This window comes from Rahnella sp. NRRL B-41462 (assembly GCF_003263525.1).
GTDB classification, from domain to species: domain Bacteria; phylum Pseudomonadota; class Gammaproteobacteria; order Enterobacterales; family Enterobacteriaceae; genus Rahnella; species Rahnella aceris.
Genome location: NZ_JYDF01000009.1, coordinates 132,406 through 155,909 on the forward strand (window position 1 = coordinate 132,406; position 23,504 = coordinate 155,909).

The 23,504-nt window shown below is 56.2% G+C and carries 25 protein-coding genes and 1 pseudogene; 8 read left to right on the top strand and 18 right to left on the bottom strand.

Annotation, left to right across the window (positions count from 1 at the left end; translation table 11 throughout):
- Positions 1 to 51: 51 nt before the first annotated feature.
- On the bottom strand, positions 52 to 522 hold the full coding sequence (locus UC14_RS03250; RefSeq protein WP_013574280.1) for a DUF1456 family protein: 471 nt from the start codon (positions 520 to 522) through the stop codon (positions 52 to 54).
- A gap of 95 nt (positions 523 to 617) precedes the next feature.
- Complete coding sequence (gene mtnK, locus UC14_RS03255) at positions 618 to 1,817, bottom strand: S-methyl-5-thioribose kinase (protein ID WP_013574279.1); 1,200 nt, start codon at positions 1,815 to 1,817, stop codon at positions 618 to 620.
- 117 nt (positions 1,818 to 1,934) lie between these two features.
- Here mtnK and mtnA point away from each other — a divergent pair, with 117 nt between their 5' ends.
- On the top strand, positions 1,935 to 2,963 hold the full coding sequence (mtnA, locus tag UC14_RS03260) for an S-methyl-5-thioribose-1-phosphate isomerase (RefSeq protein ID WP_037036522.1): 1,029 nt from the start codon (positions 1,935 to 1,937) through the stop codon (positions 2,961 to 2,963).
- A 76-nt stretch (positions 2,964 to 3,039) separates the two neighbouring features.
- Here the strand turns inward: mtnA and UC14_RS03265 are convergent, their stop codons facing one another.
- Genes UC14_RS03265 through UC14_RS03275 form a run of 3 tightly spaced genes read right to left on the bottom strand, consistent with a single transcriptional unit; the run spans position 3,040 to position 4,894 of the window.
- Positions 3,040 to 3,585 (bottom strand): acireductone dioxygenase, encoded by a 546-nt coding sequence (locus UC14_RS03265; RefSeq protein WP_013574277.1) that lies wholly within the window; start codon positions 3,583 to 3,585, stop codon positions 3,040 to 3,042.
- Between the two features lie 11 nt (positions 3,586 to 3,596).
- Positions 3,597 to 4,283 carry an acireductone synthase gene (gene mtnC, locus UC14_RS03270; RefSeq protein ID WP_013574276.1) on the bottom strand — a complete coding sequence of 229 codons (687 nt, stop codon included), beginning with the start codon at positions 4,281 to 4,283 and terminating at the stop codon, positions 3,597 to 3,599.
- Entirely contained in the window at positions 4,280 to 4,894 is a 615-nt protein-coding gene (locus UC14_RS03275; protein WP_112197219.1) for a methylthioribulose 1-phosphate dehydratase, read from the bottom strand. Before UC14_RS03275 ends, mtnC begins: the two co-directional genes overlap by 4 nt.
- 219 nt (positions 4,895 to 5,113) lie before the next feature.
- Between UC14_RS03275 and UC14_RS03280 the strand changes: the two genes are divergently transcribed.
- On the top strand, positions 5,114 to 6,274 hold the full coding sequence (locus UC14_RS03280) for a pyridoxal phosphate-dependent aminotransferase (RefSeq protein WP_013574274.1): 1,161 nt from the start codon (positions 5,114 to 5,116) through the stop codon (positions 6,272 to 6,274).
- The gene (locus UC14_RS03285; protein ID WP_112151324.1) at positions 6,262 to 7,035 is read left to right on the top strand and encodes an amidohydrolase; all 774 of its coding nucleotides are present in this window, start codon (positions 6,262 to 6,264) and stop codon (positions 7,033 to 7,035) included. The genes UC14_RS03280 and UC14_RS03285 overlap by 13 nt, the downstream gene beginning before the upstream one ends.
- 52 nt (positions 7,036 to 7,087) lie before the next feature.
- Here the strand turns inward: UC14_RS03285 and UC14_RS03290 are convergent, their stop codons facing one another.
- The gene (locus UC14_RS03290) at positions 7,088 to 7,594 is read right to left on the bottom strand and encodes a DUF1993 family protein (RefSeq protein ID WP_112197220.1); all 507 of its coding nucleotides are present in this window, start codon (positions 7,592 to 7,594) and stop codon (positions 7,088 to 7,090) included.
- Positions 7,595 to 7,807: 213 nt separating this feature from the next.
- Here UC14_RS03290 and UC14_RS03295 point away from each other — a divergent pair, with 213 nt between their 5' ends.
- Positions 7,808 to 9,076 (top strand): glutamine amidotransferase, encoded by a 1,269-nt coding sequence (locus UC14_RS03295; protein ID WP_112197221.1) that lies wholly within the window; start codon positions 7,808 to 7,810, stop codon positions 9,074 to 9,076.
- 13 nt (positions 9,077 to 9,089) lie between these two features.
- Here UC14_RS03295 and uraH read toward each other — a convergent pair whose 3' ends face one another.
- The 9 genes from uraH to UC14_RS03340 form a co-directional block, all read right to left on the bottom strand.
- Positions 9,090 to 9,425: a hydroxyisourate hydrolase gene (gene uraH, locus UC14_RS03300; protein ID WP_112197222.1), complete on the bottom strand. Its 336-nt coding sequence runs from the start codon at positions 9,423 to 9,425 to the stop codon at positions 9,090 to 9,092.
- Positions 9,425 to 9,919, bottom strand: a complete 495-nt coding sequence (gene uraD / locus UC14_RS03305) for a 2-oxo-4-hydroxy-4-carboxy-5-ureidoimidazoline decarboxylase (protein WP_112197223.1) — start codon at positions 9,917 to 9,919, stop codon at positions 9,425 to 9,427. The genes uraH and uraD overlap by 1 nt, the downstream gene beginning before the upstream one ends.
- Complete coding sequence (gene hpxK, locus UC14_RS03310; protein WP_112197224.1) at positions 9,916 to 11,190, bottom strand: allantoate amidohydrolase; 1,275 nt, start codon at positions 11,188 to 11,190, stop codon at positions 9,916 to 9,918. The genes uraD and hpxK overlap by 4 nt, the downstream gene beginning before the upstream one ends.
- Positions 11,190 to 12,428 carry an alanine--glyoxylate aminotransferase family protein gene (locus UC14_RS03315; RefSeq protein WP_013574267.1) on the bottom strand — a complete coding sequence of 413 codons (1,239 nt, stop codon included), beginning with the start codon at positions 12,426 to 12,428 and terminating at the stop codon, positions 11,190 to 11,192. The genes hpxK and UC14_RS03315 overlap by 1 nt, the downstream gene beginning before the upstream one ends.
- A gap of 18 nt (positions 12,429 to 12,446) precedes the next feature.
- A complete protein-coding gene (locus UC14_RS03320; RefSeq protein ID WP_037036540.1) occupies positions 12,447 to 13,199 on the bottom strand; it encodes an amino acid ABC transporter ATP-binding protein in 753 nt (250 codons plus the stop codon).
- Positions 13,199 to 13,849: an amino acid ABC transporter permease gene (locus tag UC14_RS03325; protein ID WP_099049209.1), complete on the bottom strand. Its 651-nt coding sequence runs from the start codon at positions 13,847 to 13,849 to the stop codon at positions 13,199 to 13,201. The genes UC14_RS03320 and UC14_RS03325 overlap by 1 nt, the downstream gene beginning before the upstream one ends.
- Positions 13,850 to 13,851: 2 nt before the next feature.
- Complete coding sequence (locus UC14_RS03330; RefSeq protein WP_013574264.1) at positions 13,852 to 14,517, bottom strand: amino acid ABC transporter permease; 666 nt, start codon at positions 14,515 to 14,517, stop codon at positions 13,852 to 13,854.
- Positions 14,518 to 14,541: 24 nt separating this feature from the next.
- Positions 14,542 to 15,333 carry a transporter substrate-binding domain-containing protein gene (locus UC14_RS03335; RefSeq protein WP_037036542.1) on the bottom strand — a complete coding sequence of 264 codons (792 nt, stop codon included), beginning with the start codon at positions 15,331 to 15,333 and terminating at the stop codon, positions 14,542 to 14,544.
- Between the two features lie 257 nt (positions 15,334 to 15,590).
- Positions 15,591 to 16,430: a MurR/RpiR family transcriptional regulator gene (locus tag UC14_RS03340; RefSeq protein ID WP_037036543.1), complete on the bottom strand. Its 840-nt coding sequence runs from the start codon at positions 16,428 to 16,430 to the stop codon at positions 15,591 to 15,593.
- 198 nt (positions 16,431 to 16,628) lie between these two features.
- On the opposite strand from UC14_RS03340, the pseudogene UC14_RS03345 reads away from it, so the two are divergent.
- The 4 genes and pseudogenes from UC14_RS03345 (at position 16,629) to hpxZ (ending at position 20,285) form a co-directional block, all read left to right on the top strand.
- A pseudogene (locus UC14_RS03345) lies at positions 16,629 to 18,216 on the top strand (gamma-glutamyltransferase family protein).
- 36 nt (positions 18,217 to 18,252) lie between these two features.
- A complete protein-coding gene (gene hpxX, locus UC14_RS03350) occupies positions 18,253 to 18,447 on the top strand; it encodes an oxalurate catabolism protein HpxX (protein ID WP_013574260.1) in 195 nt (64 codons plus the stop codon).
- On the top strand, positions 18,444 to 19,847 hold the full coding sequence (locus UC14_RS03355; RefSeq protein WP_112197225.1) for an AtzE family amidohydrolase: 1,404 nt from the start codon (positions 18,444 to 18,446) through the stop codon (positions 19,845 to 19,847). Before hpxX ends, UC14_RS03355 begins: the two co-directional genes overlap by 4 nt.
- Positions 19,848 to 19,901: 54 nt before the next feature.
- Entirely contained in the window at positions 19,902 to 20,285 is a 384-nt protein-coding gene (gene hpxZ, locus UC14_RS03360; protein ID WP_013574258.1) for an oxalurate catabolism protein HpxZ, read from the top strand.
- Between the two features lie 665 nt (positions 20,286 to 20,950).
- Here hpxZ and puuE read toward each other — a convergent pair.
- The 3 genes from puuE to UC14_RS03375 are packed head-to-tail and all read right to left on the bottom strand — an operon-like array spanning position 20,951 to position 23,374.
- A complete protein-coding gene (gene puuE, locus UC14_RS03365; protein WP_013574257.1) occupies positions 20,951 to 21,889 on the bottom strand; it encodes an allantoinase PuuE in 939 nt (312 codons plus the stop codon).
- Complete coding sequence (locus UC14_RS03370; RefSeq protein ID WP_112197226.1) at positions 21,882 to 22,640, bottom strand: aspartate/glutamate racemase family protein; 759 nt, start codon at positions 22,638 to 22,640, stop codon at positions 21,882 to 21,884. The genes puuE and UC14_RS03370 overlap by 8 nt, the downstream gene beginning before the upstream one ends.
- Positions 22,640 to 23,374, bottom strand: coding sequence for a GntR family transcriptional regulator (locus UC14_RS03375; RefSeq protein WP_013574255.1), 735 nt, complete (start codon positions 23,372 to 23,374; stop codon positions 22,640 to 22,642). The genes UC14_RS03370 and UC14_RS03375 overlap by 1 nt, the downstream gene beginning before the upstream one ends.
- Between the last annotated feature and the right edge of the window lie 130 nt (positions 23,375 to 23,504).

A 23,504-nucleotide genomic window follows, 5' to 3' on the forward strand; every position in this document is an offset into this window, starting at 1 on the left:
CACTATTAAAGTATTCAGTATATAAATATTTATTTCATGAATACTTTATATTCAGCTTTTTTTAGGACGCACTTTCGCCGTCAGCCCTTTCAGGAAATAACGCATCACCTGATCGCCGCACGGACGGTAATTTTTGTGGCCTTCTTTGCGGAAGAATGCGCTCAGTTCACCTTCAGACACTTTGAAATCAGCCGCCGTCAGTACAGAAATCATGTCTTCGGTTTTCAGCTCAAACGCCACACGCAGTTTTTTCAACATGATGTTATTGGTCAGGCGTTTTTCCACTTCCGGTGCCGGGAAGCGATCGTCTTTACCGCGTTTGAAGGTAATCAGGCCATTGAGGAAGTTCGCCATCACTTCGTCAGGCACTTCCATGTAACCTTCTTCGTCTTCTTTTTTCAGATAACGCGACATCACGTCAGGGCTGACGGGCGTACCGGTGGTTTTAAGGATCTCGATCAGCTGGCCTTCGCTTAAATCCAACATGTAGCGCACGCTGCGTAAGACATGGTTATGCATCATAATTCTGTATTCCTGTTAAAAGTAAACCGAGGAAATGCCACCGGGTTTACCCCTACGCACCTCGAAGGCGGGCATTATACAAGAAACTTACAGGATTAGCTGAACTGACGTATCCGCGCAATAAGTGACTCCACATCGCCGATTTGTTGTGCAGTGAGGATCAGTTTTTGCCCAAGGCTCAGCGCATGACGCTGGCAGTCGGCGCGCATCGCATCATCTTTAATGGTATCGAGATCAGCAACATGTGCCAGGCCGATGGTGCGACGGATTAACTCCGCGCCGCAGTAACCGACGGCATCGTGCCAGACTTCCTGCAAAAAGAGTCCGGCATAGCCGGTTTCCGCCAGCGTCGGATCCTGAGATTTATCCCGCGCCAGTTGCAGGAAACGCTCTGAGAAACTCATCCACAGTTCACGCACATCTTTCAGGCGCTGCTCGCGGCCGTCCGCCGCCTCGCGCACACCCACCAGCCCCGGCAGACCACAATAGTTCAGCAACAGGTTGCCGATAGCAGAACCGGGATCAAAGCCCATCGGGCCGTAATAACCGAACTCCGCGTCAATGGCTTTCAGTTTGCCTTCAGCAACAAAAATCGATCCGCTGTGAATATCACCGTGCAACAGCGCTTCGGCCTTGCTCAGGAAACGATGCTTGAGCGCGGCCACAGCCAGACGCAGCGGTTTGTCCTGACGCAGTGCATCCACCGCCGGCTGCAATACCGGCTCAAAATTATTGCGCTCATGGTCAACATACGGATCGGTGAAGAACAGATCTTCGGTGATCTGACACAATTCAGGGTTGGTAAAACGCGAGACTTCGGCTTTTTTGGCCTGCGCATTCTGGTAGAAATCGGAAGTATGAAACAGTGTCTGCGCCAGATATTCTCCCAGCTGGGCTGCCGCCTGCGGGTAATGTTTCCCCAGTACCAGTTCACTGCGCCAGATCTGATGATCCGATAAATCTTCCTGCACCATCACCGCCAGTTCAGCGTCGTGATGCAACACATTAACCGTGTGCTGCGGACAGTACTGGCCGTGGATAATCAGGGTTTCGGCTTCAATGCGCGCACGATCTAACGTCAGCGGCCAGGATTCCCCCACACACCGCACGTACGGCAGCGCCTGTTTTACAATCACCCGGCTTTTCCCCGCAGTATCGCGGATCTTAAACACCAGGTTCAGGTTTCCGTCACCGATTTCATCGGCCGTGACCAGAGATTGCGGATCCGCCACGCCACCAAACTGACGGGCATATTCAACGGCATCGTTGGCGGTAAATGTGTAGTAGCGTGACATCCTGACCTCTCGAATTCTTTTTTTAGCCTTTAAAGCGTTTAGACGTCTATACATCCGTGAAGCATGTTGGCAGAATAAGTGAACAGATGCAACCGGGCAACAAGGATTTAACTAACAATGCAAAGCCTCACAACCACCAGTTTACGTATTCGTGAAAACCAGCTGTGGATCCTCGACCAGCAAGCTCTGCCGCAACGTTCAGACTGGCGCGAATGCCGTGATGTCAGCGAACTGGTGGATCACATCCGCACCCTGCGCGTACGCGGTGCGCCGCTGATTGGTTTGTCCGCCAGTCTGTTGCTGGCGCTGCTGGCCGAACAGGGAATGGCGCAGGATGAATTGCATCATGCTCTGGAGACATTGCGCGCCTCGCGCCCGACCGCAGTGAATCTGATGAACAATCTCGACCGTATGAAGGCCGCGTTGCAACAAGCTGATTACGTGAAAGCGCTGGTGGAAGAAGCATTGCGGCTGGTGGATGAAGACCAGACATTGTGCGATAGCATTGCCACTCACGGCGCAAAACTGGTCACGCCCGGCAGCCGTCTGCTCACCCACTGCAACACCGGCGGCCTGGCAACAGCGGGCGTCGGCACGGCCATCGGCGTGATCCGCCGTGCCCATGAACAGGGCAATGTAGAACAGGTTTGGGTGGATGAAACCCGTCCGTTGTTGCAAGGGGGGCGCCTGACCGCGTGGGAACTAGGCGAGCTGGGTATTCCTTATCAGCTGATTTGTGATTCGATGGCCGCCAGCCTGATGGCGCAAAAACGCGTTGATGCCATCTGGGTCGGCGCTGACCGCATTGCTGCAAATGGCGATGTCGCCAACAAAATCGGCACTTACAGCCTGGCGGTGCTGGCGAAATATCACGGTATTCCGTTCTATGTTGCCGCGCCGCATACCACCCATGACCCGCACTGCCCGAACGGTGCCGCCATCCCTATCGAACAGCGCGCGGCAAATGAAGTGACCGGCGTTTCCGGCAGCTTTGGTTCCGTACAATGGGCGCCGCTCGGTGCGCAGGTTTATAACCCGGCGTTTGATGTCACACCGGCGGAGTTGATCAGCGGATGGGTGCTGGATGTGGGGGTGGTGACGCCGGAGCAGGTACGGGATGGTGTGTTTGCGAAGGCGTTGAAGTAATCTTTTCTCCTCCCGGCAAACTGTGGCAAACAACTCGGTTTTACTCCTCCCCCTGCGAAGGGGAGGGAGTCAAAGCTTACTCCCCCATCCGCGGATACGCATCCGCAATCTTATCGCCGGTGAAATGCGCCACCCAGCCTTCCGGATTATCGAATACACGGATCGCGGTAAACGACGGGGATCCGCCCATGTCAAACCAGTGGCGGGTATTAGCCGGTACGGAAATCAGATCGTTTTTCTCGCACAGGATCTGAAAAATCTTGCCGTTCAGATGCAGGCAAAACAGCCCGGCACCTTCGACGAAGAAACGCACTTCGTCTTCGCCATGTGTATGTTCAGAGAGAAATTTGGTGCGCAGCACCTCACGCTGTTCGTTGTCCGGGCGCATGCTGATCACATCCCAGCTCTGATAGCCCTTCTCTTCGACCAGTTTGTCGATTTCATGCTGATAGGCGGCAATCACGTCCTGCGGCTGCGGGTTCTCGCCTAAATCGCGGTCAGCCTGCCAGCGTTCGAAACGCACATCAATTTTGCTCAGCTCAGCAGCGATCGCGTCCCCGTCGCGGCTTTCCCACAACGGTGCGGAAGGATCCTGGTCACTAAAAATCGTTAATGCACTCATGGTCAACCCTCTTATAAGAATGTTTCTAAGGCTATCTGATCAAAACGATTAACTTGCAGGTGATCGCTGAGTTCGTCCGCGTCATCGCGGATCAGCTGACAGGTATGCCAGCCCGCTAAGCGCGCGGCATCCAGCTCCTGACGGATGTCTGATAAAAACAGTAAATCCTGCGGCGGCAGGATCAGTTGCTCAGCGATGTTCTGATATGACTCCGTTTCACGCTTAGCACCGACGCGGGTATCGAAATATCCGCTGAACAGTGAGGTTAAATCACCGGCATCGCTGTAACCAAACAACAGCTTTTGCGCGTCCACCGACCCCGAGGAATACACGCAAAGTTGCAGACCTTCAGCTTTCCACGCTTCCAGCTGCGGTGCGACGTCAGCATACAGATGCCCGCGAAAATCGCCGTTTTCATAGCCGGTACGCCAGATGATGCCCTGCAACACTTTCAGCGACGTCGATTTCACGTCGTTATCCATGTAAGTAAAGAGTTGTTCAATCAGCGCCTCGACGCTGGCCTGTGGCCGGTCGATTTCTGCGCGTAAGGCATCCAGTGCCGCCGCAACGTCCGGCTGTTCATGCTCATGGCGCAGGAATTCAGCAAGACGCTGACGGGCATACGGGAACAACACCTGATGCACAAAACGGATATCCGTGGTGGTACCTTCAATATCAGTCACAATGGCGCGGATCATTTAGCCTCCAGCAGGCGACGTTGCAGTTCACACTGGAATAAAAATTCCAGCCCTTCCAGATGGCGGCGCGCTTCGGCCACATCCCGTCCCCAGCAGGTCAGCCCATGACCGCGCAGCAGAAAACCATACTGCAACGGCGTGTGCTCCGCTGATGCGATGATCTTCTGCGCCAGCGCGGGAATATCCTGACTGTTGTCGAAAATCGGGATCACCACCTGATCAAGGTGCGAGGTCTGGCCGCTGAGCGATTTCTGCATCTCATAGCCTTCCAGCACCAGCGCAGCACTGCGTTCTACCCGCGATAACACTGTCGAATTGACCGAATGGGTATGCAGCACCGCGCCTGTTTCAGGATAGCGGGAATACAGCATGGTGTGCAGGCCGGTTTCCGCAGAAGGACGACGTCCGCTGGGCGCAAGGCCGCTTTCCAGTTCCACCAGCAGGAAATCGTCTGCGGTGAGTGATCCTTTGTCTTTTCCCGATTCGGTGATCAGGCAATGAGCATCGCCTTCGCGGACGGACATATTGCCGCCCGTTGCCGGGCTCCAGCCCTTCTGACCAATCCAGTGACAGGCTGCCAGCAGCGCGCCCAGTTGCAAATTCTCTGTCATCGTATTCCTGAAAAGCTGTGCGTTGAGGGACGGAGTTCGGAATGAAATTGACGCTATTTACCGCGATATATTCAATGTGTTGCGGCTTAGATCGAATTGGCATTTAGCCATCTAAGCGTCTCGATTGCCAAATATTAACATCGTGTTATATTGTGAGCAACATCGCTATTTGCACACCTGACGCCTGTCAGGTCAACGGTCCAGGAGTATTGACCCGCCATGAGCACAGCAGCATTGATCCCCGAAAGTAAACTTCCTGCATTAGGCACCACGATTTTCACCCAAATGAGTGCGCTGGCGCAGAAACACAATGCCATTAACCTGTCGCAGGGGTTTCCTGATTTCGACGGCCCGCAATATCTGAGGGATCGTCTGGCGTATCACGTCAGTCAGGGCGCGAACCAGTACGCCCCGATGACCGGCACGGCGCAGCTACGTGAAGCGATTGCCACCAAAACTGAACAGATTTACGGCTATGCACCGGACGCCAACACCGACATCACCATCACGGCGGGCGCGACAGAATCGCTGTATATCGCCATCACCGCGCTGGTGTCGAAAGGCGACGAAGTGATTGCTTTCGACCCGAGCTATGACTGTTACGCCCCGGCGGTAGAACTGGCAGGCGGCGTGATGAAACGCATTCAGTTGCAGCCACCGGAATTCAAAGTGAACTGGGCGGAATTCGCCGATCAGATTACCGACCGCACAAAGCTTGTGATCATCAACACGCCGCATAACCCGTCGGCTACCGTCTGGAGCCACAGCGACGTCGGGCAGCTTTGGCAGATCATTGCGGATAAACACATTTTCGTGCTGAGCGATGAAGTGTACGAGCACATTTGTTTTGCGCCGGAAGGTCACGCCAGCGTGCTGCGACATCCGCAGCTGCGTCAGCGCGCCATTGCCGTATCGTCGTTCGGCAAGACTTACCACATGACCGGCTGGCGCGTGGGATATTGCATCGCACCGGCGGTTATCAGCGCCGAACTGCGCAAGGTGCACCAGTATCTGACCTTCTCCGTCACCACGCCGGTTCAACTGGCGCTGGCGGATATGCTGCGTGAAGCGCCGGAACACTGGCAGGAATTACCGGCCTTTTATCAGGCTAAACGCGACCGTCTGGCGCAAGGGCTGGCGAACAGCCGTCTGAAAGTTTTACCGAGCCAGGGCACCTATTTTCTGCTGGTCGATTACAGCGAGGTGTCCGGTTTAGACGATGTTGCATTCTGCCACTGGCTGACTGAACATGTGGGCGTAGCGGCCATTCCGATGTCGGTCTTCTGCGCCGCGCCTTTCCCACATAAACTGATCCGGCTGTGCTTTGCCAAACAGGAAGCCACGCTGGACGCTGCTTCGGAGCGCCTGTGTCAACTTTAAAACTGTCCGTATTGCAACAGCCGCTGGTGTGGCTGGATGGCGAGGCGAACCTCGCACATTTCGACGGCCTGCTCAGTGCACTGACCGGCCGCGACCTGATTGTTCTTCCTGAAATGTTTACCACCGGTTTCGCCATGCAGGCACCGGGCAGTGCGCTGCCTGAATCGCGTGTCGTGCAATGGCTGCAACAGTGGGCGAAACAACTCGGGGCAATGATTGGCGGCAGTGTGGCGTTAAGCACTACGGAAGGCGCCGTGAACCGTTTTCTGCTGGTTGAACCGCAGGGCAAGGTGCATTTTTACGATAAACGTCACCTGTTCCGCATGGCCGGTGAACACAATTATTATGTAGCGGGCAAACGTCGTGAAATCGTCGAATGGCGAGGCTGGCGTATTCTGCCGCAAGTCTGTTACGACCTGCGTTTTCCGGTGTATTCCCGCAACCGGCAGGATTATGACCTGGCGCTTTACGTCGCCAACTGGCCTGCCCCGCGCAGCCGCCACTGGCAGACGCTGCTCGCCGCCCGGGCGATTGAAAATCAGGCTTATGTCGCCGGATGCAACCGCGTCGGCACCGATGACAACGGCCACTACTACAGCGGTGACAGCCTGATTATTAATCCGCAGGGGGAAGAGCTGGCGCGTGCTGAGCCGGGTTCGGCGATGATTATCGACGCAGAGTTGTCGCTGGAAGCGTTACAGGATTACCGCGAAACCTTCCCCGCCTGGCGCGATGCCGATACCTATTTGTTACATGACTAAAAAAATGCCCCGGACTTTTCAGCCGGGGCATGTTTAATTCCTGCCTGTCTGTTTAGTTCCCACCAATAAAGTCCATTTTACCGATGTTCACGCCCAGATGGCGCAGAATGTTGTAGGCGGTGGTGATGTGGAAATAGAAGTTCGGCACGGCAAACACGGTAACATAGCTGTGCGCAGTAAATTTCATTTCACGATTTCTGCCTTTCACCACGATCTCACGGGATTCATCGCCTTCCAGCTGTTGTGCATCCACACTTTTGATAAAACGCAGCGTTTTGGCGATGCGCTCCTGCAACTGGGCGAATGTTACTTCACTGTCTTCCATTGCAGGCGCGGCGATACCGGCCAGACGGGCAATTGCGCCTTTCGACATATCACTGGTGATTTGCACCTGTCGCGCCAGTGGATACATATCTTCTGCCAGACGGGTATTCAGGACTTCTTCTTCTGATTTTCCGTTTTCCTTTGCCCATGCCGCGCCTTTTTCCAGCAAGGCTGAAAGATTTTGTAAACCACGAACAAATTGTGCCGCCGTACTGCCATAAAGCGATGCTGACATGATGCTTCCTTAATGAATGATGGGTTAGAACAACTGGCGCTACCTTAGCGCGTTATGGTCTGAACAGCGCGCCGTTTTATAGCAATGAAGTGTGACGAAAAATCCGCTTTGCGAGCTGCCCCTGTCTTTTTGTCAGCGCATGTAAAAACATCCCGGTGTGGATCACTTCTTGCATTCAATACCCCCGCAAAAACATCTGACAGAGGATCACTGATGACTATCACCTTTATTGCCCACTCCACGCCCGAACCTGCGTTGTACGGCGCGATGGCAGCGATACTTGCTGAGCTACGCGCTTTGCCGCTGTGTCACTTTCCCGTCAGCCATGATGCGCAACGTTACCCGAATGCCCGCCAGCACGTGACGGCGCAAGGGCATGCACTGACCAGCGGGCTGCTGTGGCTTGAGCGCCTGACCGGGCGCGGTGCGGGTGAAGAATCCGGTGTTGAATCCCTGATTTATCGGGCACTTAAAGAAGATATCGTCGTACCGTTGCGTGAACCGTTATCCGCAGAACTGGCAGTGCAAATCGCGGAACAGGGTATTGAAATTGAATCATTAACCGTGGTGCGTAATCAGGATAAATTCCAGCTGGAAGACGGCATCACCGGCAAAATTCGCAGCAACGGCTGGGGGCGTGATGCCTTTGGCCGCTGGGCATTAGGCCCGGTTTCACAACCGGTCATGCGGGCAGGAAAAACCCTGCGCGTGGCACTGGTCGGGGATTTTACCGAGCAGCGTGACAGTTATCCGGCGATGCTGGCTGCACTGGGAGACGCCGCCGATGCACTGGCAATGAACATTGATGTGATCTATGTGCCATCGACGTTACTGGGCAGCCAGCTCGACTGCACGCTTTTCGACGTCGACGGCATTATGTTGCCGGGCGCGACACTCACCCGCAGCGACACGCAGGCCGGACAACTGGCGACCGCCACCTGGGCTCTGGAAAACCAGACGCCGGTATTAGGGATTAATCAGGGTATGCATCAGATGATCACTGCGCTGGGGCAGAAAGTGCTCGGGCAGGAACGCGTGGTGATGCACGGGCCGTCGACGCTCGGCAGCCTGCAAACCGCGTTGCCGCTGGCCGAGCACGTGCAGCCGCGTGTGGGGAATCATCCGGTCATTACCCGCAACGGCAGCCTGCTGGCCAATAAAACGGGGGATGAATTTATGCTGCGCTACAACCAGCGCCGCTATCTGAATCCGCATTTGCTGGCTGAGCTGGAAAACGCCGGGCTGATCGTTTCAGGGTATGACGAAAGTGGCGAACAGGCGCAGGCTGTTGAGCTGAACAATCATCCGTTCTTTATGGGTGTGCAGGGGCAGCCGGAGCTGATGTCACGCCGCGAGCGGCCAAATCCGCTGCTGATGGCGTTCCTGCAACAGGTACGTCAGGGCAACCGTGACCGCGATGTCAGCCACGCCGCGCTGACCCAAAGCGTGCGGCTTAAACATCCGCACCTGCTGATGGGCTGACTGAAAGAAAGATCTAACTGCCGCGATACGTTGAATAAGAATACGGACTGATCAGCAGCGGCAGATGGTAATGATCCTGATCACCGTCGATCACCACATCAATGATCGCCGAGTGATACAGCGTCTCACGACCGGTGGCGGTGAAATACGCGCCGATATCCGCACACAACCGGTAATGCCCGGAGGTGACCGGTTCCGGCGTTAATTTTGCGGCGCGGCCATCGGCATCGGTTTGGATTTCACTGATGATCGTGACGTTCTGCCCTTCAATACATTCCAGCCAGACGCGCACATTCGCCGCGGGCTGCCCTAAAGACGTATCGAGAATATGGGTAGTGATGCGGGTCATTATTGAAATATCTCCTTTAAACGCAGCAGGGTAATTTCTTTGAGTTGTTGCGCCGTTTCCTGATCTTCAGCCTCCGGCGAATTCTGTAGCCGCCGTTGCAGATTATCAAGGATCTCCTCTGAACTGCGCCCTTTAGCGCGGATCAGAAACACCCGCCCGAAACGCTGCTCATAACGCAGATTCCCCTCGTGCAGTGCATCAATCACTGCCTGCTGGCTGATATTGAGCGTCGCCTGTTCGCCACGGGAAAGCTGCGCTTCTTTACTGGCACCGGCGGCGCGTTCACCGATACGCGGGTGCGCCGACAGCGCCTGAGTAATATCTTCAGGTTGCCAGTTTTCGCAGGCCGCTCCGGCGCTGTGCAATACGTCTTGCACAGAAGCATAAGGTCGCGCATCGCTGACGGTTTTCGCCCACGACGGGATATTCACCAGCGGGCGTAACAGGGCTACCGCTTCGAATTCGGATAATGCGTTGAATTCTTCAAAGGTCATAAATGTCCCTCAGCAAAACTCAGCACCGTATTGATATACGCCTGCACCGCGTAAGCTACATCGCCGGTGGTGACCGATTCATCGGGATGATGGCTGATGCCGTCCTTGCAGCGCACAAACAACATGCCGACCGGCCAGCATTCAGCGATAGCAATCGCGTCGTGCCCTGCGCCGCTTGGCAGTGACATCGCCTGCCCCTGTAAATGCAAAACACTCTGGCTGAGACGATGCTGTAAACCGTCGTTACATTCAGTCGCGCTGATGCCATAAAACTGTTCGGCGGCAAACGTCAGCCCGCGACGTGCAGCAATATCGCGGCCCTTCGCCAGCAGCGTTTCCAGCAGTGCCGATAAATCATCATCACGCGGTCCGCGTACATCCAGCGACAATTTCACCTGTCCCGGAATGACATTCACCGCACCCGGCAGGCATTCCAGCGTGCCCACTGTCGCCACCAGATTGCGGCCGGTGGCGGTGGTGATACTTTCAATGGCCAGCGTCCATTCGGCGGCGGCAGTCAGCGCGTCCTGACGCTGCCCCATCGGCACGGTGCCGGCATGACCGGCATGACCGGTAAATTCACAATTCAGGCGACGCGCGCCGTTAATCGCCGTGACCACGCCGAGCGGCACATCCGCCGTTTGCAGGCACGGCCCCTGCTCGATGTGCAATTCCAGGTAAGCGCAAAAGTCGCTGACCGCACGCTGTGATGCGCCGATTCTCAGCGGGTCCAGCCCGACATCACGCATCGCCTGGGCGACCGAAATCCCCTGCGCGTCCTGACGTTCCAGCCAGTCCGCGGGCCAGGTACCGGTCAGTCCACGACTGCCGAGCAGCGTGATGCCAAAACGTGTGCCTTCCTCATCGCAGAACCCGACAATTTCCACCGCCATCGGCAAACGAATGCCGTTCTGATGCAAATGCGCCACCACCTCCAGCGCGGTCAGCACGCCCAGCGGGCCGTCGTAACGCCCGGCATTACGCACGCTGTCGAGATGTGATCCCAGCAAAATGGCCGGTGCTGTCGCATCCAGCCCGTCATAGCGCCCGCAGATATTGCCGACGCTGTCCTGCCAGACACGCATCCCGGCGGCAGTCATCCACTCGCCCACCTGTCGGTTAGCCTGCAAATGTTCCGGCGAGAGATAGACGCGGGTCAGTTGTCCCGGCGTTTCGCTGATGGCGGCGAGTGCGTCGCAACGCGCCATCACCCGTTCAGCGGCAAGCTTTGCGCTTTCTGAAACCGCAGCCAGCGTAAAAGCTTCAGCCATTACTGACCTCCCGCGTAATGATCCCAGGCACCCTGCGCCCCTGCGCCGTATTTTGACGCAAAGCCGAGACGGTTGAGCACCGCTTCAAGCGCCACCAGCGTTTGCAACACGCAGTCTTTACGCGCGTTGTAACCCATGGTGCCGATACGCCAGATTTTCCCGGCCAGCGGACCAAATGAGGTGCCGATTTCAATGCTGAAATCATTAAGCATCATCTGGCGAACCTGTTCGCCGTGGATGCCCGGTGGAATGACTACGCCGAGCACGTTGCTCATGCGGTTATTCAGGTCGCCGAACACTTCCAGCCCCATGCCCTGAATGCCTGCCAGCAATGCGCCGCCGTGTAATTTATGACGGGCGATGCCGGTATCCAGCCCTTCTTCCAGAATGATGCGCGCACATTCACGCGCCGCAAACAGCATGCTGGTGGCTTCGGTATGGTGGTTAAGACGCTCCGGCCCCCAGTAATCCATGATCATCCCCAGATCGAAATAGTTGGAGTAGATCATCTCGTCGTCGCCGTCAGCATGGTCGGCGGTACGGATACCTTGCTCGACACATTTACGGCGGCGGATTTGTTCTTCAAAGCGCGGGCTGATGGTCACTGGCGAGCTGCCTGACGGACCGCCGAGGCATTTTTGCAAACCGGCAGATACGGCGTCTAAACCCCATGCGTCGGTTTCCAGCGGGTTACCGCCAAAGGACGCCGTGGCATCAGAGTAGAACAGCACGCCGTGACGGTGGCAGATTTCACCCAGTTGCTCCAGCGGCTGCAACATGGTGGTGGAGGTATCGCCCTGCACGGTCAGCAACCAGCGCGGTTTAACGGATTTAATCGCATCTTCGATTTGCTGCGGATCAAACACTTCGCCCCACGGCACTTCGAGGGTATGAACTTCCGCACGACAGCGACGGGCAATTTCGCACAGCAGATGACCGAAACGACCAAACACCGGCACCAGCACTTTGTCGCCCGGACGGATACCGGAAAGCAGCACGGCTTCGATACCGGCGCGCGAGGTGCCGTCGATCAGGAACGTCCACTGATTGTCGGTTTTGTACAAGGCGCGGTACAGCGCCATCACTTCGTTCATGTAGCCGGTCATCACCGGATCATATTGCCCGACCAGTTGACTCGCCATCGCCCGCAGTACGCGCGGATCGGCATTGATGGGTCCCGGCCCCATCAGCAGACGGGTTGGCGGGTTGATTTGTCCGGGAGAGATGAAATCTGACATAGTTAATCCTTTACGATGTTAGCTTGCGGCAGCCTCAGTAAGGCCGCGTACGGATGCTATAAATTGTTTTAACTCCGGCGTTTGCGGGTTAGCAAACAGCGCCCGGCTTTCGCCCTGTTCCCACACGGTGCCCTGATGCATAAACACCACGCGGTCACCCACTTCGCGGGCAAAATTCATTTCGTGTGTCACCAGCACCAGCGTCATACCTTCTTTCGCCAGTTGCTCGAGCACTTTCAATACTTCGCCGACCAGTTCCGGATCCAGCGCCGAGGTGATTTCATCACACAGCAGCACTTTCGGGTTCATGGCCAGCGCACGGGCAATCGCCACGCGTTGCTGCTGGCCGCCGGAAAGATTCGACGGGTAATAATCCATGCGATCCGCCAGACCGACTTTCGCCAGCATCTGCGCGGCCAGTTCACGGCATTCGGCAGCGGACTTTTTCAGCACGCGGCGTGGCGCCAGCATGACGTTTTCCAGCGCGGTCATGTGCGGGAAAAGATTGAAACTCTGGAACACCATGCCCACGGAACGGCTGATGTCACGCGCCTGAGAATCGCGGTCGGTAATGGTCATCCCGCCGAGTTTGATGCTGCCTTCCTGATAGCCTTCCAGCCCGTTCATGCAGCGCAACAGCGTACTTTTGCCTGAACCGCTGCGGCCGATGATCGAAATCACTTCGCCGCTGTCAATATCCAGATCCACGCCTTTCAGTACGTGGTTCTGACCGTAAAATTTCTGAACCTGGTTGATGGTGATCAGTGGCATTACTGTTTCTCTCCACGCAATGATTTTTCTAAATGCTGGCTGTAACGGGACAGCGGATAGCACATCAGGAAGTAGCCCAGCGCCACTAATCCAAACACTTTGAACGGCTCATACGTCACGTTGTTCAGCATCGTTCCGGCTTTGGTCAGTTCGACAAAACCGATAATCGAGGCCAGCGCGGTCCCCTTCACCACCTGCACGGAAAACCCGACGGTCGGCGCGATAGCAATGCGCAGCGCCTGCGGGGTGATCACCCGCCATAACGTCTGGCCGAAATTCAGGCCGAGACAGCGCGACGCTTCCCACTGGCCTTTCGGTAATGCGGCAATACTGCCGCTCCAGATATCCACCAGATAAGCGCTGGTATACAGCGTCAGCGCCAGCGCGGCGGCGGTCCACGGGCTGACATTAATTCCAAACAGGCCAAGGCCGAAGAAGGCCAGGAATAGCTGCATCAGCAGCGGCGTGCCCTGAAACAGCTCGGAATACAGACGGACAAAAAGCGTCGGCCAGCGGCGTTTGGTGAGACGCAGTAACAGCAACGGCAACGTCACCAGCGTGCCGCCGATAAAAGCGGTCAGCGACAACAATAACGTCCAGCGCGCCGCCAGCAGGAGATTGCGCACAATGTCCCAGTCGGTGAAGGTCATCATCAGTTTTCACTCCCAAAGACACGGCGTCCGGCCAGCAGCAGCAACTGACGCATCGCAACCGACAGCAATAAATAAAACAACGTGGTGACCAGATACACTTCAAAACTGAGGAAGGTGCGCGACTGAATTAAGTTCGCGGCAAACGTCAGTTCTTCATAGGACACCTGCGATACCACGGAAGATCCGAGCATCACGATAATGCACTGGCTGACCAGCGACGGATAAATGCGTTTCAGCGACGGCGGCAGCACGATGCGCAGAAACGTCTGACTGCGGGTTAATCCCAGCACGCGCCCGGCTTCCCACTGACCTTTCGGCGTCACCTGAATACCGGCGCGGATAATCTCCGTGCTGTAGGCGCCGAGGTTAATCAGCATCGCCAGCAGCGCCGCTTCACCGGCAGTCATTTTCAGGCCAATGGCTGGCAGGCCAAAGACAATGAAAAACAGCTGCACCACAAACGGCGTATTACGGATGGCTTCGACATACACGCCCCAGACCGCACGCAGGGTTTTATGGTTGCCGCAGCGGATGGCCGCGCCGCAAATCCCTATTGCGACACCGCCAACCGTTGCCATTACCGTCAGCTCAATGGTGGTCCATAAACCGGCCAGCAGTTCCGGCATATAAGGCCATAGCGCGCTAAAGTTAAGCTGATAGGTCATGAAAGATCTCCGTCAGGCCTCTGATCACGCGCCGATGGACGCTGGCAGCGGTGCCTTCATCCATTTTTCAGACAGTGTATTCAGCGTCTTGTCTTTGATGCCTTCGGCGATCAGTTCATTCACTTTGTCTTTCAGCGCGGGTTCGTCTTTACGCAGACCGACGTAGCATGGTGAATCTTTCAGCATGACTTTCGAAACCGGTGCTTTGGCCGGGTTCATGCGGGCAATCGCGGCGACCACCAGGTTGCCGGTAGCGATGTATTCCACCTGGCCGGAAAGGTATGCAGACAGCGTGGTGTTGTTGTCTTCATACCGCTGAATTTTGGCATCTTTCGGTGCCACGCCGGTCAGTGCCAGATCTTCCACCGCGCCACGGGTCACGCCGATGGTTTTACCGGACAGTTCTTTCAGGTCGGACAGTTTGTCACCCTGGGCACCAAACACGCCGAGGAAGAACGGTGCGTAAGCGTTGCTGAAGTCGATGACTTTTTCGCGCTCAGCGTTTTTACCCAGGCTTGAAATCACCAGATCGACTTTATCCGTTTGCAGATAAGGCACGCGGTTGGCGCTGGTGACCGGCACCAGTTGCAACTTAAGTTTCATCTTATCGGCCAGATAATGCGCCATATCGATGTCATAACCTTCCGGCTGCAAATCCTTGCTCACCGAACCAAACGGCGGGAAATCCTGAGGAACAGCCACACGCAGCACGCCACGTTTCTGAATATCCTGCAACTGATCCGCCATTACGCTGGATGCCTGAAGCACCAGCATTGCCGCACCTGCCCATGCCAACAGCCGTTTGTTCATGTTCATAGATTATCTCCGGTGAAAGGTTTTTGGAACGATAGATTCTTATGTTTATAGCTTTGCAACGAATGTGCCAAAAGCCGTGCAGCAGAAAAATTGTGCACAAAGTCACGGTATGACAAGGAATTAGACAATGAGAGGCGCGATCAGAAGAGGTTTTTTGCCCTGAATCAGGGCAAAAAGCGTGAACCAATGAAAAATATGATGCACTGAAATTGTGCGCAAGCACCAGAAAAGCGCCCGATTTGTTCTTCAAACGGGAATCAGCGCTGCTCCAGCTCATCCAGATCGTTATACAAATCGCTTATCTGATGAATACGCTGGCGGCCTGAAGCGAGCATATCGTGCAGCAATGCATTGCTGAGCAAATTCGCCAGACTCATGGCAGAAGAATAACTGTCGAACGCCGATACGCTGTCGAGCGGAGCAGCCAGATGCCAGGTTGCCAGCGGGATAAGTGTCTGCGCCTGCGGCTCGCAAATCAACAACACCGGCACGCCAAGTGACTGTAACTGCATCAGAATTGCCTTCGCCATGCGCGGCCTGCGGCGGAAAGCGACGAAAATCACCACGTCCTGCGCGGTAAGATCCACCAGTTCTTCCGCCAGCGTTTGCCCCGGCTGCGGCATTATCATCACGCCAGCGCGCACCTGAATCAGTTGCTGACGCAGGTGCAGCGCCACCGGGTAACTGTTACGAAAACCCAGCAAACGTACTTGCCGCGCCTGATTCAGGGCGGCGATCAGCGCACCAAACTGGGTGCCATCAATCTGGTTAATCCACTGCGTCAGGTTGGCCATTTCCTGTTTATAGTGCCGTGATAACAAGGTGTTACCTTGCACCGCGTCGCGGCTGTCGGTCAGCGGCATCCCGCTCTGGCGCAGGGTGCGCATTTCATCGCGCATATCGCGGTAGCTCGGGTAACCGAGGCGTTTGAACAGGCGGCTGACCGTGGCTTTCGATACGCCGCTAAGCCGCGCCAGTTCGGCGCTGTTATAGCTCATCAGGTCGTCAATACTGGCAAAAATAAAGTCGGCCACCCGCTGTTCCTGCGGCGTCAGTTCTGCGTAATGGTCACGCAGACGCTCATCAATCTGTTTCATCTCTGGCCCTTTTGTAACCAATGTTTCAGTAAATCAGCGGAACATACCATGCACTATGCTTGCCAATGCAAGAGAAATTAGCGCTAAAGCTGCAAGGTTTTGCCGATGTGGAACACCTCTTGCTTAACTTTATCCCTACGCGCCCACAACCCTGCAAGCACGGGCAGCATAAAAAAGCGTTTCTAAAAAGGACATCGCATGATTAACAGTAACAGCGCACCGCTGGGCATGGCGGTCACACCTCATCATCTGGCGAGCCAGAGTGCGCTTGCGGTATTGCGTGAAGGCGGCAATGCCATCGAGGCCATGGTGGCTGCGGCCGCGACGATTGCCGTGGTCTATCCGCACATGAACGGGCTGGGGGGCGATGGCTTCTGGCTGATCGTGCCGCCGCAGGGCAATCCGGTGGCGATAGACGCCAGCGGTGCCGCAGGCTCCCTCGCCTCTCTCGATTTCTACGCCGGTGAAACGCACATTCCGCACCGTGGCCCGAAAGCCGCGCTGACGGTAGCGGGTACCGTCGGCGGCTGGCAGGAAGCGCTGAATGTGTCGGCTGAATTTGGCGGCGAGCAAAAACCGCTCTCCCGCCTGCTGCGTGACGCCATCCGTTATGCCGCTGATGGTATTCCGGTGACGGCATCGCAGGAAGCGGCGACCCGCGCCAAGCAACACGAACTGAAAGATTTCCGCAGCTTTGCCGATGTTTTTCTGCCTAACGGCGATGTGCCCCGCGCCGGAAACCGCTTCACTCAGCCGCAACTGGCGCAGACGTTATCGATGCTGTGCGAGGACGGGCTGAACAGTTTCTATCGCGGTGAGCTGGCCGACAATATGGCCGCCGACATGGAAAAGCTCGGCATGCCGGTGACCCGCGCTGATCTCGCGGCTTACAGGCCACAGCGCCGTGTGCCGTTGCGGCTCAAACACAGTAAAGGCGAAATCTACAACCTGACACCCCCGACGCAGGGGCTGGTTTCGCTGGCGATCCTCGGCCTGACTGACCGTTTGCCGCTGGAAACCATGGACGAAAGTGCCACCATTCACAGCGTGGTGGAAGCCACCAAACTGGCGTTCGGTCTGCGCGATCGCTTTATCACCGATCCGCGCATGATGACGCAGGATGCACAGGAACTGCTGGATCCACAGTATCTCGATGCTCTTGCGACCCGCATCAAACCACACAGCGCCGCCGACTGGGGTAAAGGTAAAGGGCCGGGCGATACCGTCTGGATGGGCGTGATGGACAGCAGCGGGCTGGCGGTTTCTTTTATCCAGAGCATTTATCACGAGTTCGGCAGTGGCGTGGTGCTGCCGGGCAGCGGCGTGTTGTGGCAAAACCGCGGCGCGTCCTTCAGCCTCGACGCCAGCCATTTACTGGCGCTGGCACCGGGCAAGCAACCGTTCCATACCCTCAATCCTGCCGCCGCACGCTTATACGACGGGCGCACCATGGTTTACGGCTCGATGGGGGGGTGACGGCCAGCCGCAAACGCAGGCCGCCGTGTTTATCCGCCATGTAGTACAGGGGCAATCTTTGCAACAGGCGATCAGCGGCCCGCGCTGGCTGCTTGGCCGTACCTGGGGCGAGAGTTCGGATTCACTGAAACTCGAAGGCCGTTTTGCCTATCCGACGCTGGCCGGGCTGAGGCAGCGTGGTCACGACGTCGAACTGTTGCCGGATTTCAGTGAAGCCGTCGGTCACGCCGGTGCCATCGTTCGTCACACCAACGGCATGTTTGAAGGTGCCTCCGACCCGCGCAGCAACGGCAGCGCCGCCGGTTTTTGATCAGGGTTTGCATAACAGAATGGATAAGGAAGCAGAATGAAAAATACCTCCGCAGCGACCGACTGGGCCGCCTATATCCGCCAGATGGAATCCGTTCTGGCGCTGGAACTCGACGACGCACGCCGTCAGGAATTGCTGGTGCAGTTCAGCCGCATTGCCCAAATGGCACAACCGCTGATGGATTTACCGCTGGATCCGCGTCTGGAAATTGCCGGGGTGTACCGCGCATGAAATCGTTTGATAGCTTTACCGTCAGCCAGTTACATCAGGCGATTGCGCAGGGCGAAATCTCGGCCACAGAAATCGCCACCTCTACGCTCGACGCCGTTGAACAGGCCAATCCGGTCATCAACGCCTGGACGCAGATCACCGGTGATCGCATGCTGAGTGAAGCAGCGAAAGTGGATAAAAGCCGCGCCAGCGGTGCCGTACTTCCGCCGCTGGCGGGCATTCCTTATGCGGTGAAAAACCTGCTGGACGTGGCCGGTGAAGTGACGCTGGCCGGTGCCAGCCTCAACAGCAGCAACGCCGCTGCACGCCATGACGCCTGGACGGTTTCACGCCTGGCTTCTCAGGGCGCGATGCTTTCCGGCATGCTGAATATGGATGCTTACGCGTACGGTTTCACCACAGAAAACAGCCATTACGGTGCCACCCGTAACCCGCGGGATCTGGCGCGGGTAGCCGGAGGCTCTTCCGGTGGTTCGGCCGCCGCCGTGGCTGCCGGGCTGGTGCATTTCACCCTCGGCAGTGATACCAACGGCTCGATCCGCGTGCCGTCCTCATTAAGTGGTATTCTCGGCCTGAAACCGACCTTCGGGCGGATTTCACGTCGCGGCAGCCAGCCGTTTGTCGCCAGCCTCGATCACATCGGCCCGATGGCACGTTGCAGCGAAGATTTGTCGCAGGTCTATGACGCCATACAGGGCACGGATCCGCAGGATCACTTTCAGGCTGACAAACCTGTCACAGAAACATTTTCCCAGCTTAAGCGCGGGCAACAGGGCCTGCGCAGCGCCGTACTGGGCGGATACTTTTCTCTCTGGTGTGACGACCACGCCAAAGCAGCCGTACGCCGGATAGCGCAGGCACTGGCAGCCCAGGAAGAAATTGAAATGCCACAGGCCGGGCTTGCACGATCCGCCGCGTTTATCATCAGCGCGTCGGAAGGCGGCAATCAGTACCTGCCAAAACTGCGCAGCATTCCGGAACAGTTTGAGCCACTTTCACGTGAGCGTCTGCTCGCTGGCGCAATGATCCCGGCGGCATGGTATGTTCAGGCGCAGCGTTTCCGTCAGCAATTTCAGCAGCAAATCTTGCCCTTGTTCGATCATTGGGACATTCTGATCGCCCCTGCCACGCCGTGTCCGGCAACGTTGCTTGGTCAGGAAACCATTCGCATCAACGGTCAGGATCTGCCGACACGCGCCAACATGGGCATGCTCACGCAGCCAATTTCGTTCCTCGGCTTGCCGGTGGTGACGGTGCCGGTCACCACGTCGACCGGCCTGCCGATAGGATTACAATTGATTGCGCCACCGTGGCGCGAAGATCTCTGCCTGCGTGCCGCCTGGGCACTTGAGCAGCAGGGAATAGTGAATGTCAGCAGTTCTCCGGTGATGCCCGCGTAACAACCCGCATCCCCGTTTTCCCAGGGTGAAGTGAAAAGAGTAAAGAGAGTCACTATGAAAACTGAACATATCGACCGCCCGGCGATCCTCGCCGAAATGAATGCGGCGTTTTATCGCTATGAACAGGCGCTGATCACCAACGATACCGCCGTACTCGACGAACTGTTCTGGCACGACCCGCGTACCGTGCGCTATGGCGCGGGAGAAAATCTTTACGGCATTGACGCTATCCGCGCATTCCGCACCGCGCGATCGTCACAAGGGTTAGACCGGGAACTGGTCAACACGACTATCACCACGTTTGGCGATGACATGGCGGTCGCCAGCACAGAATTCCGCCGGGAAGGCAGCGACAAGATTGGTCGCCAGCAGCAAACGTGGGTGAAGATGGCGAGTGGATGGAAGATTGTGGCGGCGCATGTGAGTCTGATGGTTTGACCGAACCAATGGGCGGTTCAGCTTTGGAAAGCTGAGGAAACTGTTCTTTTCCAGGAATGGACGGTGACAATTTCGGTTCCCACCGAGGGGAAATCTGAACGGTGATAATTTCGGTTTCTCAATAACAGCGATCACTTATCGCGCTGCGCCGAAACCGCCCAAAAGGGGCCAGGACGGGCCCCTCTTGGATCTCCCACGTCTTTTAACTGCGCGCTATCGCAGGCATGACGGACATGTTCCGGTAGAACAGAGAGTGGCGCAAAATATTGCCGCTTCGCGGTTCCTTCTCTCGGTCTTCGAGCCTGTGGTCTCGAAGCCGCTCCGTTCAGCAAAATTTTTGATCACGCCAATGCACTTTTCTAAAAGATGAAAGCAGTCTGCCTTTGAATTTAAAATCGCGCGGGCGATTCAGAAATCTTGCCGAACGGAGCGGCCTGAAGACCTAAGGCTTCAGGACCGAGAGAGGGAACCGCGCAGCGGCAAGATTTCCAGCCTGTCACGGTGATACCTGAAACATATTATCTAGCGATAGCGCGCAGTGAAAGAGCCTGGGATTCTTAAGGGGTGCGGCGATAGGCGCCCCTTAAGGCCAGTTTGGGCGGCGAGCCCAAGGTTTTGAATTTGAATTTGAATTTGAATTTTGAATTTGAATTTGAATTTCGAGATTAAACACCGAAATGTTTAACCCAATGTTCCGCAATTTCCTGCCGCTTACACACCCACACGCGATCATGCGATTCGACGTAATCGAGAAACCGCTGTAAAGCGCGAAATCTCCCCGGGCGTCCCAGGATCCGACAATGCATCCCAATCGACATCATTTTCGGTGAGGTTTCACCCTCGGCGTACAACACGTCAAATGTGTCTTTCAGGTAGGTATAAAACTGTTCGCCGGTGTTGAAACCCTGCGGAGAGGCAAACCGCATGTCGTTGGTTTCCAGCGTGTAAGGGATGACCAGATGCTGCCTGGTTTCGCCATTTTCCAGTTTTACCGGCGTCCAGAACGGCAGGTCATCGCCATAATAATCGCTGTCATACTGCAACCCGCCCGATTCCACCACCAACTGACGGGTGTTCGGGCTGTCGCGTCCGGTATACCAGCCGGACGGCGCTTTGCCGAACAGGTCACGCAGCACGGTGATGGCTTTTTGCATGTGCTCCGCCTCTTCGGTTTTGCTCATGTCCTGATAATGGATCCAGCGCCAGCCGTGGCTGACAACATCGTAATCCGCTGCTTTGATCGCACTGACGATTTCCGGATTGCGAGCCAGTGCCATTGCCACGCCGAAAACGGTCAGCGGTAAGCCGCGTTTCTGAAACTCATTGTGGATGCGCCAGAAACCAGCACGCGAACCGTATTCGTACAGCGAATCCATCGACATGTGGCGGTCGGGGAAACTGGCGGCACCGATAATGTCTGATAAAAATTGTTCAGAACCGGCATCACCATGCAGAACGTTATTCTCTGCGCCCTCTTCATAATTGAGGACAAACTGTACCGCAATGCGCGCGTTGCCCGGCCAGTTAGCGTGGGGCGGGCGTCCGGCGTAACCGATTAAATCGCGCGGGTAAGCATCAGTAAAACCGTATTCAGTATCAGACATAGTGTTCTCTCAGATTCAGCCCGGCAAAACGGCCAGACAAGGGTTTTTCCAGCGGATAATCCAGATCACCGTGTTTACTGGTCGTCAGGCGAAGAGCTGCCAGTGACTCGACCATTTTGACCGCCGCGCTGACGCCATCGATCACCGGTATACGCAGCTCGCGCGTCAGTTCCTGCGCCAGATCGGCCATTCCGCCACAACCGAGCACGATCGCCCCGCTGCCGTCAGATTTTTTCGCCGCGATACACTGCTCGCGCACTTTTTCCTGCGCCAGCCCGCTGCCGTCTTCCAGTGATAACACCGGCAGATCGATGGCGTGCAAGGCCGCGCAATGGCGTTCGAACCCGTACTGATGCAGTAAATGCCGGGCGATCGTCAGTGTACGCGGCAAGGTCGTCACGATAGAAAATCGCGTCGCCAGCATCGTCGCCAGATGCATTGCCGCTTCCGCAATACCGATAACCGGCGCATGCGCCAGCTCGCGGGCAGCCAGTAATCCGGGGTCACCGAAACAGGCAATAATATGGCCGTCGACACCGGCATCGCGTCCGGCTTTTATCTGCTGCAACACGCCCAACGCGGCAATCGCTTCATCGAAATGGCCTTCAATTGACGGCGCACCTTCTTCAGGGCAAACGGCCAGAATTTGTGTATCCATCCCCGCAACCGAGCGGGCAGTTTGCGCCATCACTTCGGTCATCGCCTGGCTGGTGTTCGGATTGATCAGTTGTATACAAAGTGATTTGACCATCAGCCTGGCTCCTTACCTGCAACCGGCTTCTGAACCGCAAATATCTGCGCAAAATCGGGGGTCTGCCCGTTATGTTGCTCAAAACGCAGACTGGCGACGATGGTGTCGAAATGATGCGCCATGCTTGCCGTCAGCCCGGCGACGTCGCGCTTTTTCAGCAACTCAATAAGGTCGTCGTGATCATGGCAACGGCAGCCCTGTTGCCACGGTGCGCCCCAGGCAGCAATCGCCAGCGAGGAACGCAGGGTCAGTTGCGAGACAGACTCAGTCAGCACTTTATTGCCGGAAATAGCCTGAAGCTGAACATGGAAGGCGGCGGAAAGGCGGATCGCAGCGGCACCGTCACGTTCATCGTGCGCACGCTTTTCTTCCTGCACCAGTTTTTTCAGCGCCACCAGATGTGGCGACTGGCAATGCGCAATCACCAGCGGCAGGTTGGCGCACTCCAGGATTTTACGGGTTGCGAAGACATCGCGCGATTCTTCAGCGTCCGGCGTGGTGACATGCGCACCACGCTTGGGCAATAACGTCACCAGTTGCACTGCGGCAAGGCGCTGCAGGACGCGGCGAATCCCCGTGCGGCTGACTGAAAACACCTCAGCCAGCGCTTCTTCCGGCAATTTACTGCCCGGCAAAAGCTGGTGTTCCACAATAGATTTCACCAGCGCGTTATAAATATGGTCGTCCTTATCCTCGGTAAAATAGGCCGTATTAAGCCCGTTCCAACTGGTCATTGCCGTTACTCCGTATACCGTTCGAGAATTTAATCGTATACATGAAAGTTAATTTTTGTATACAAAAAATGAAATTTGGCCTGATTCATGCAGTGCTCCTGTGACTGCTTTTTAACTTTTGGCAGCCGGC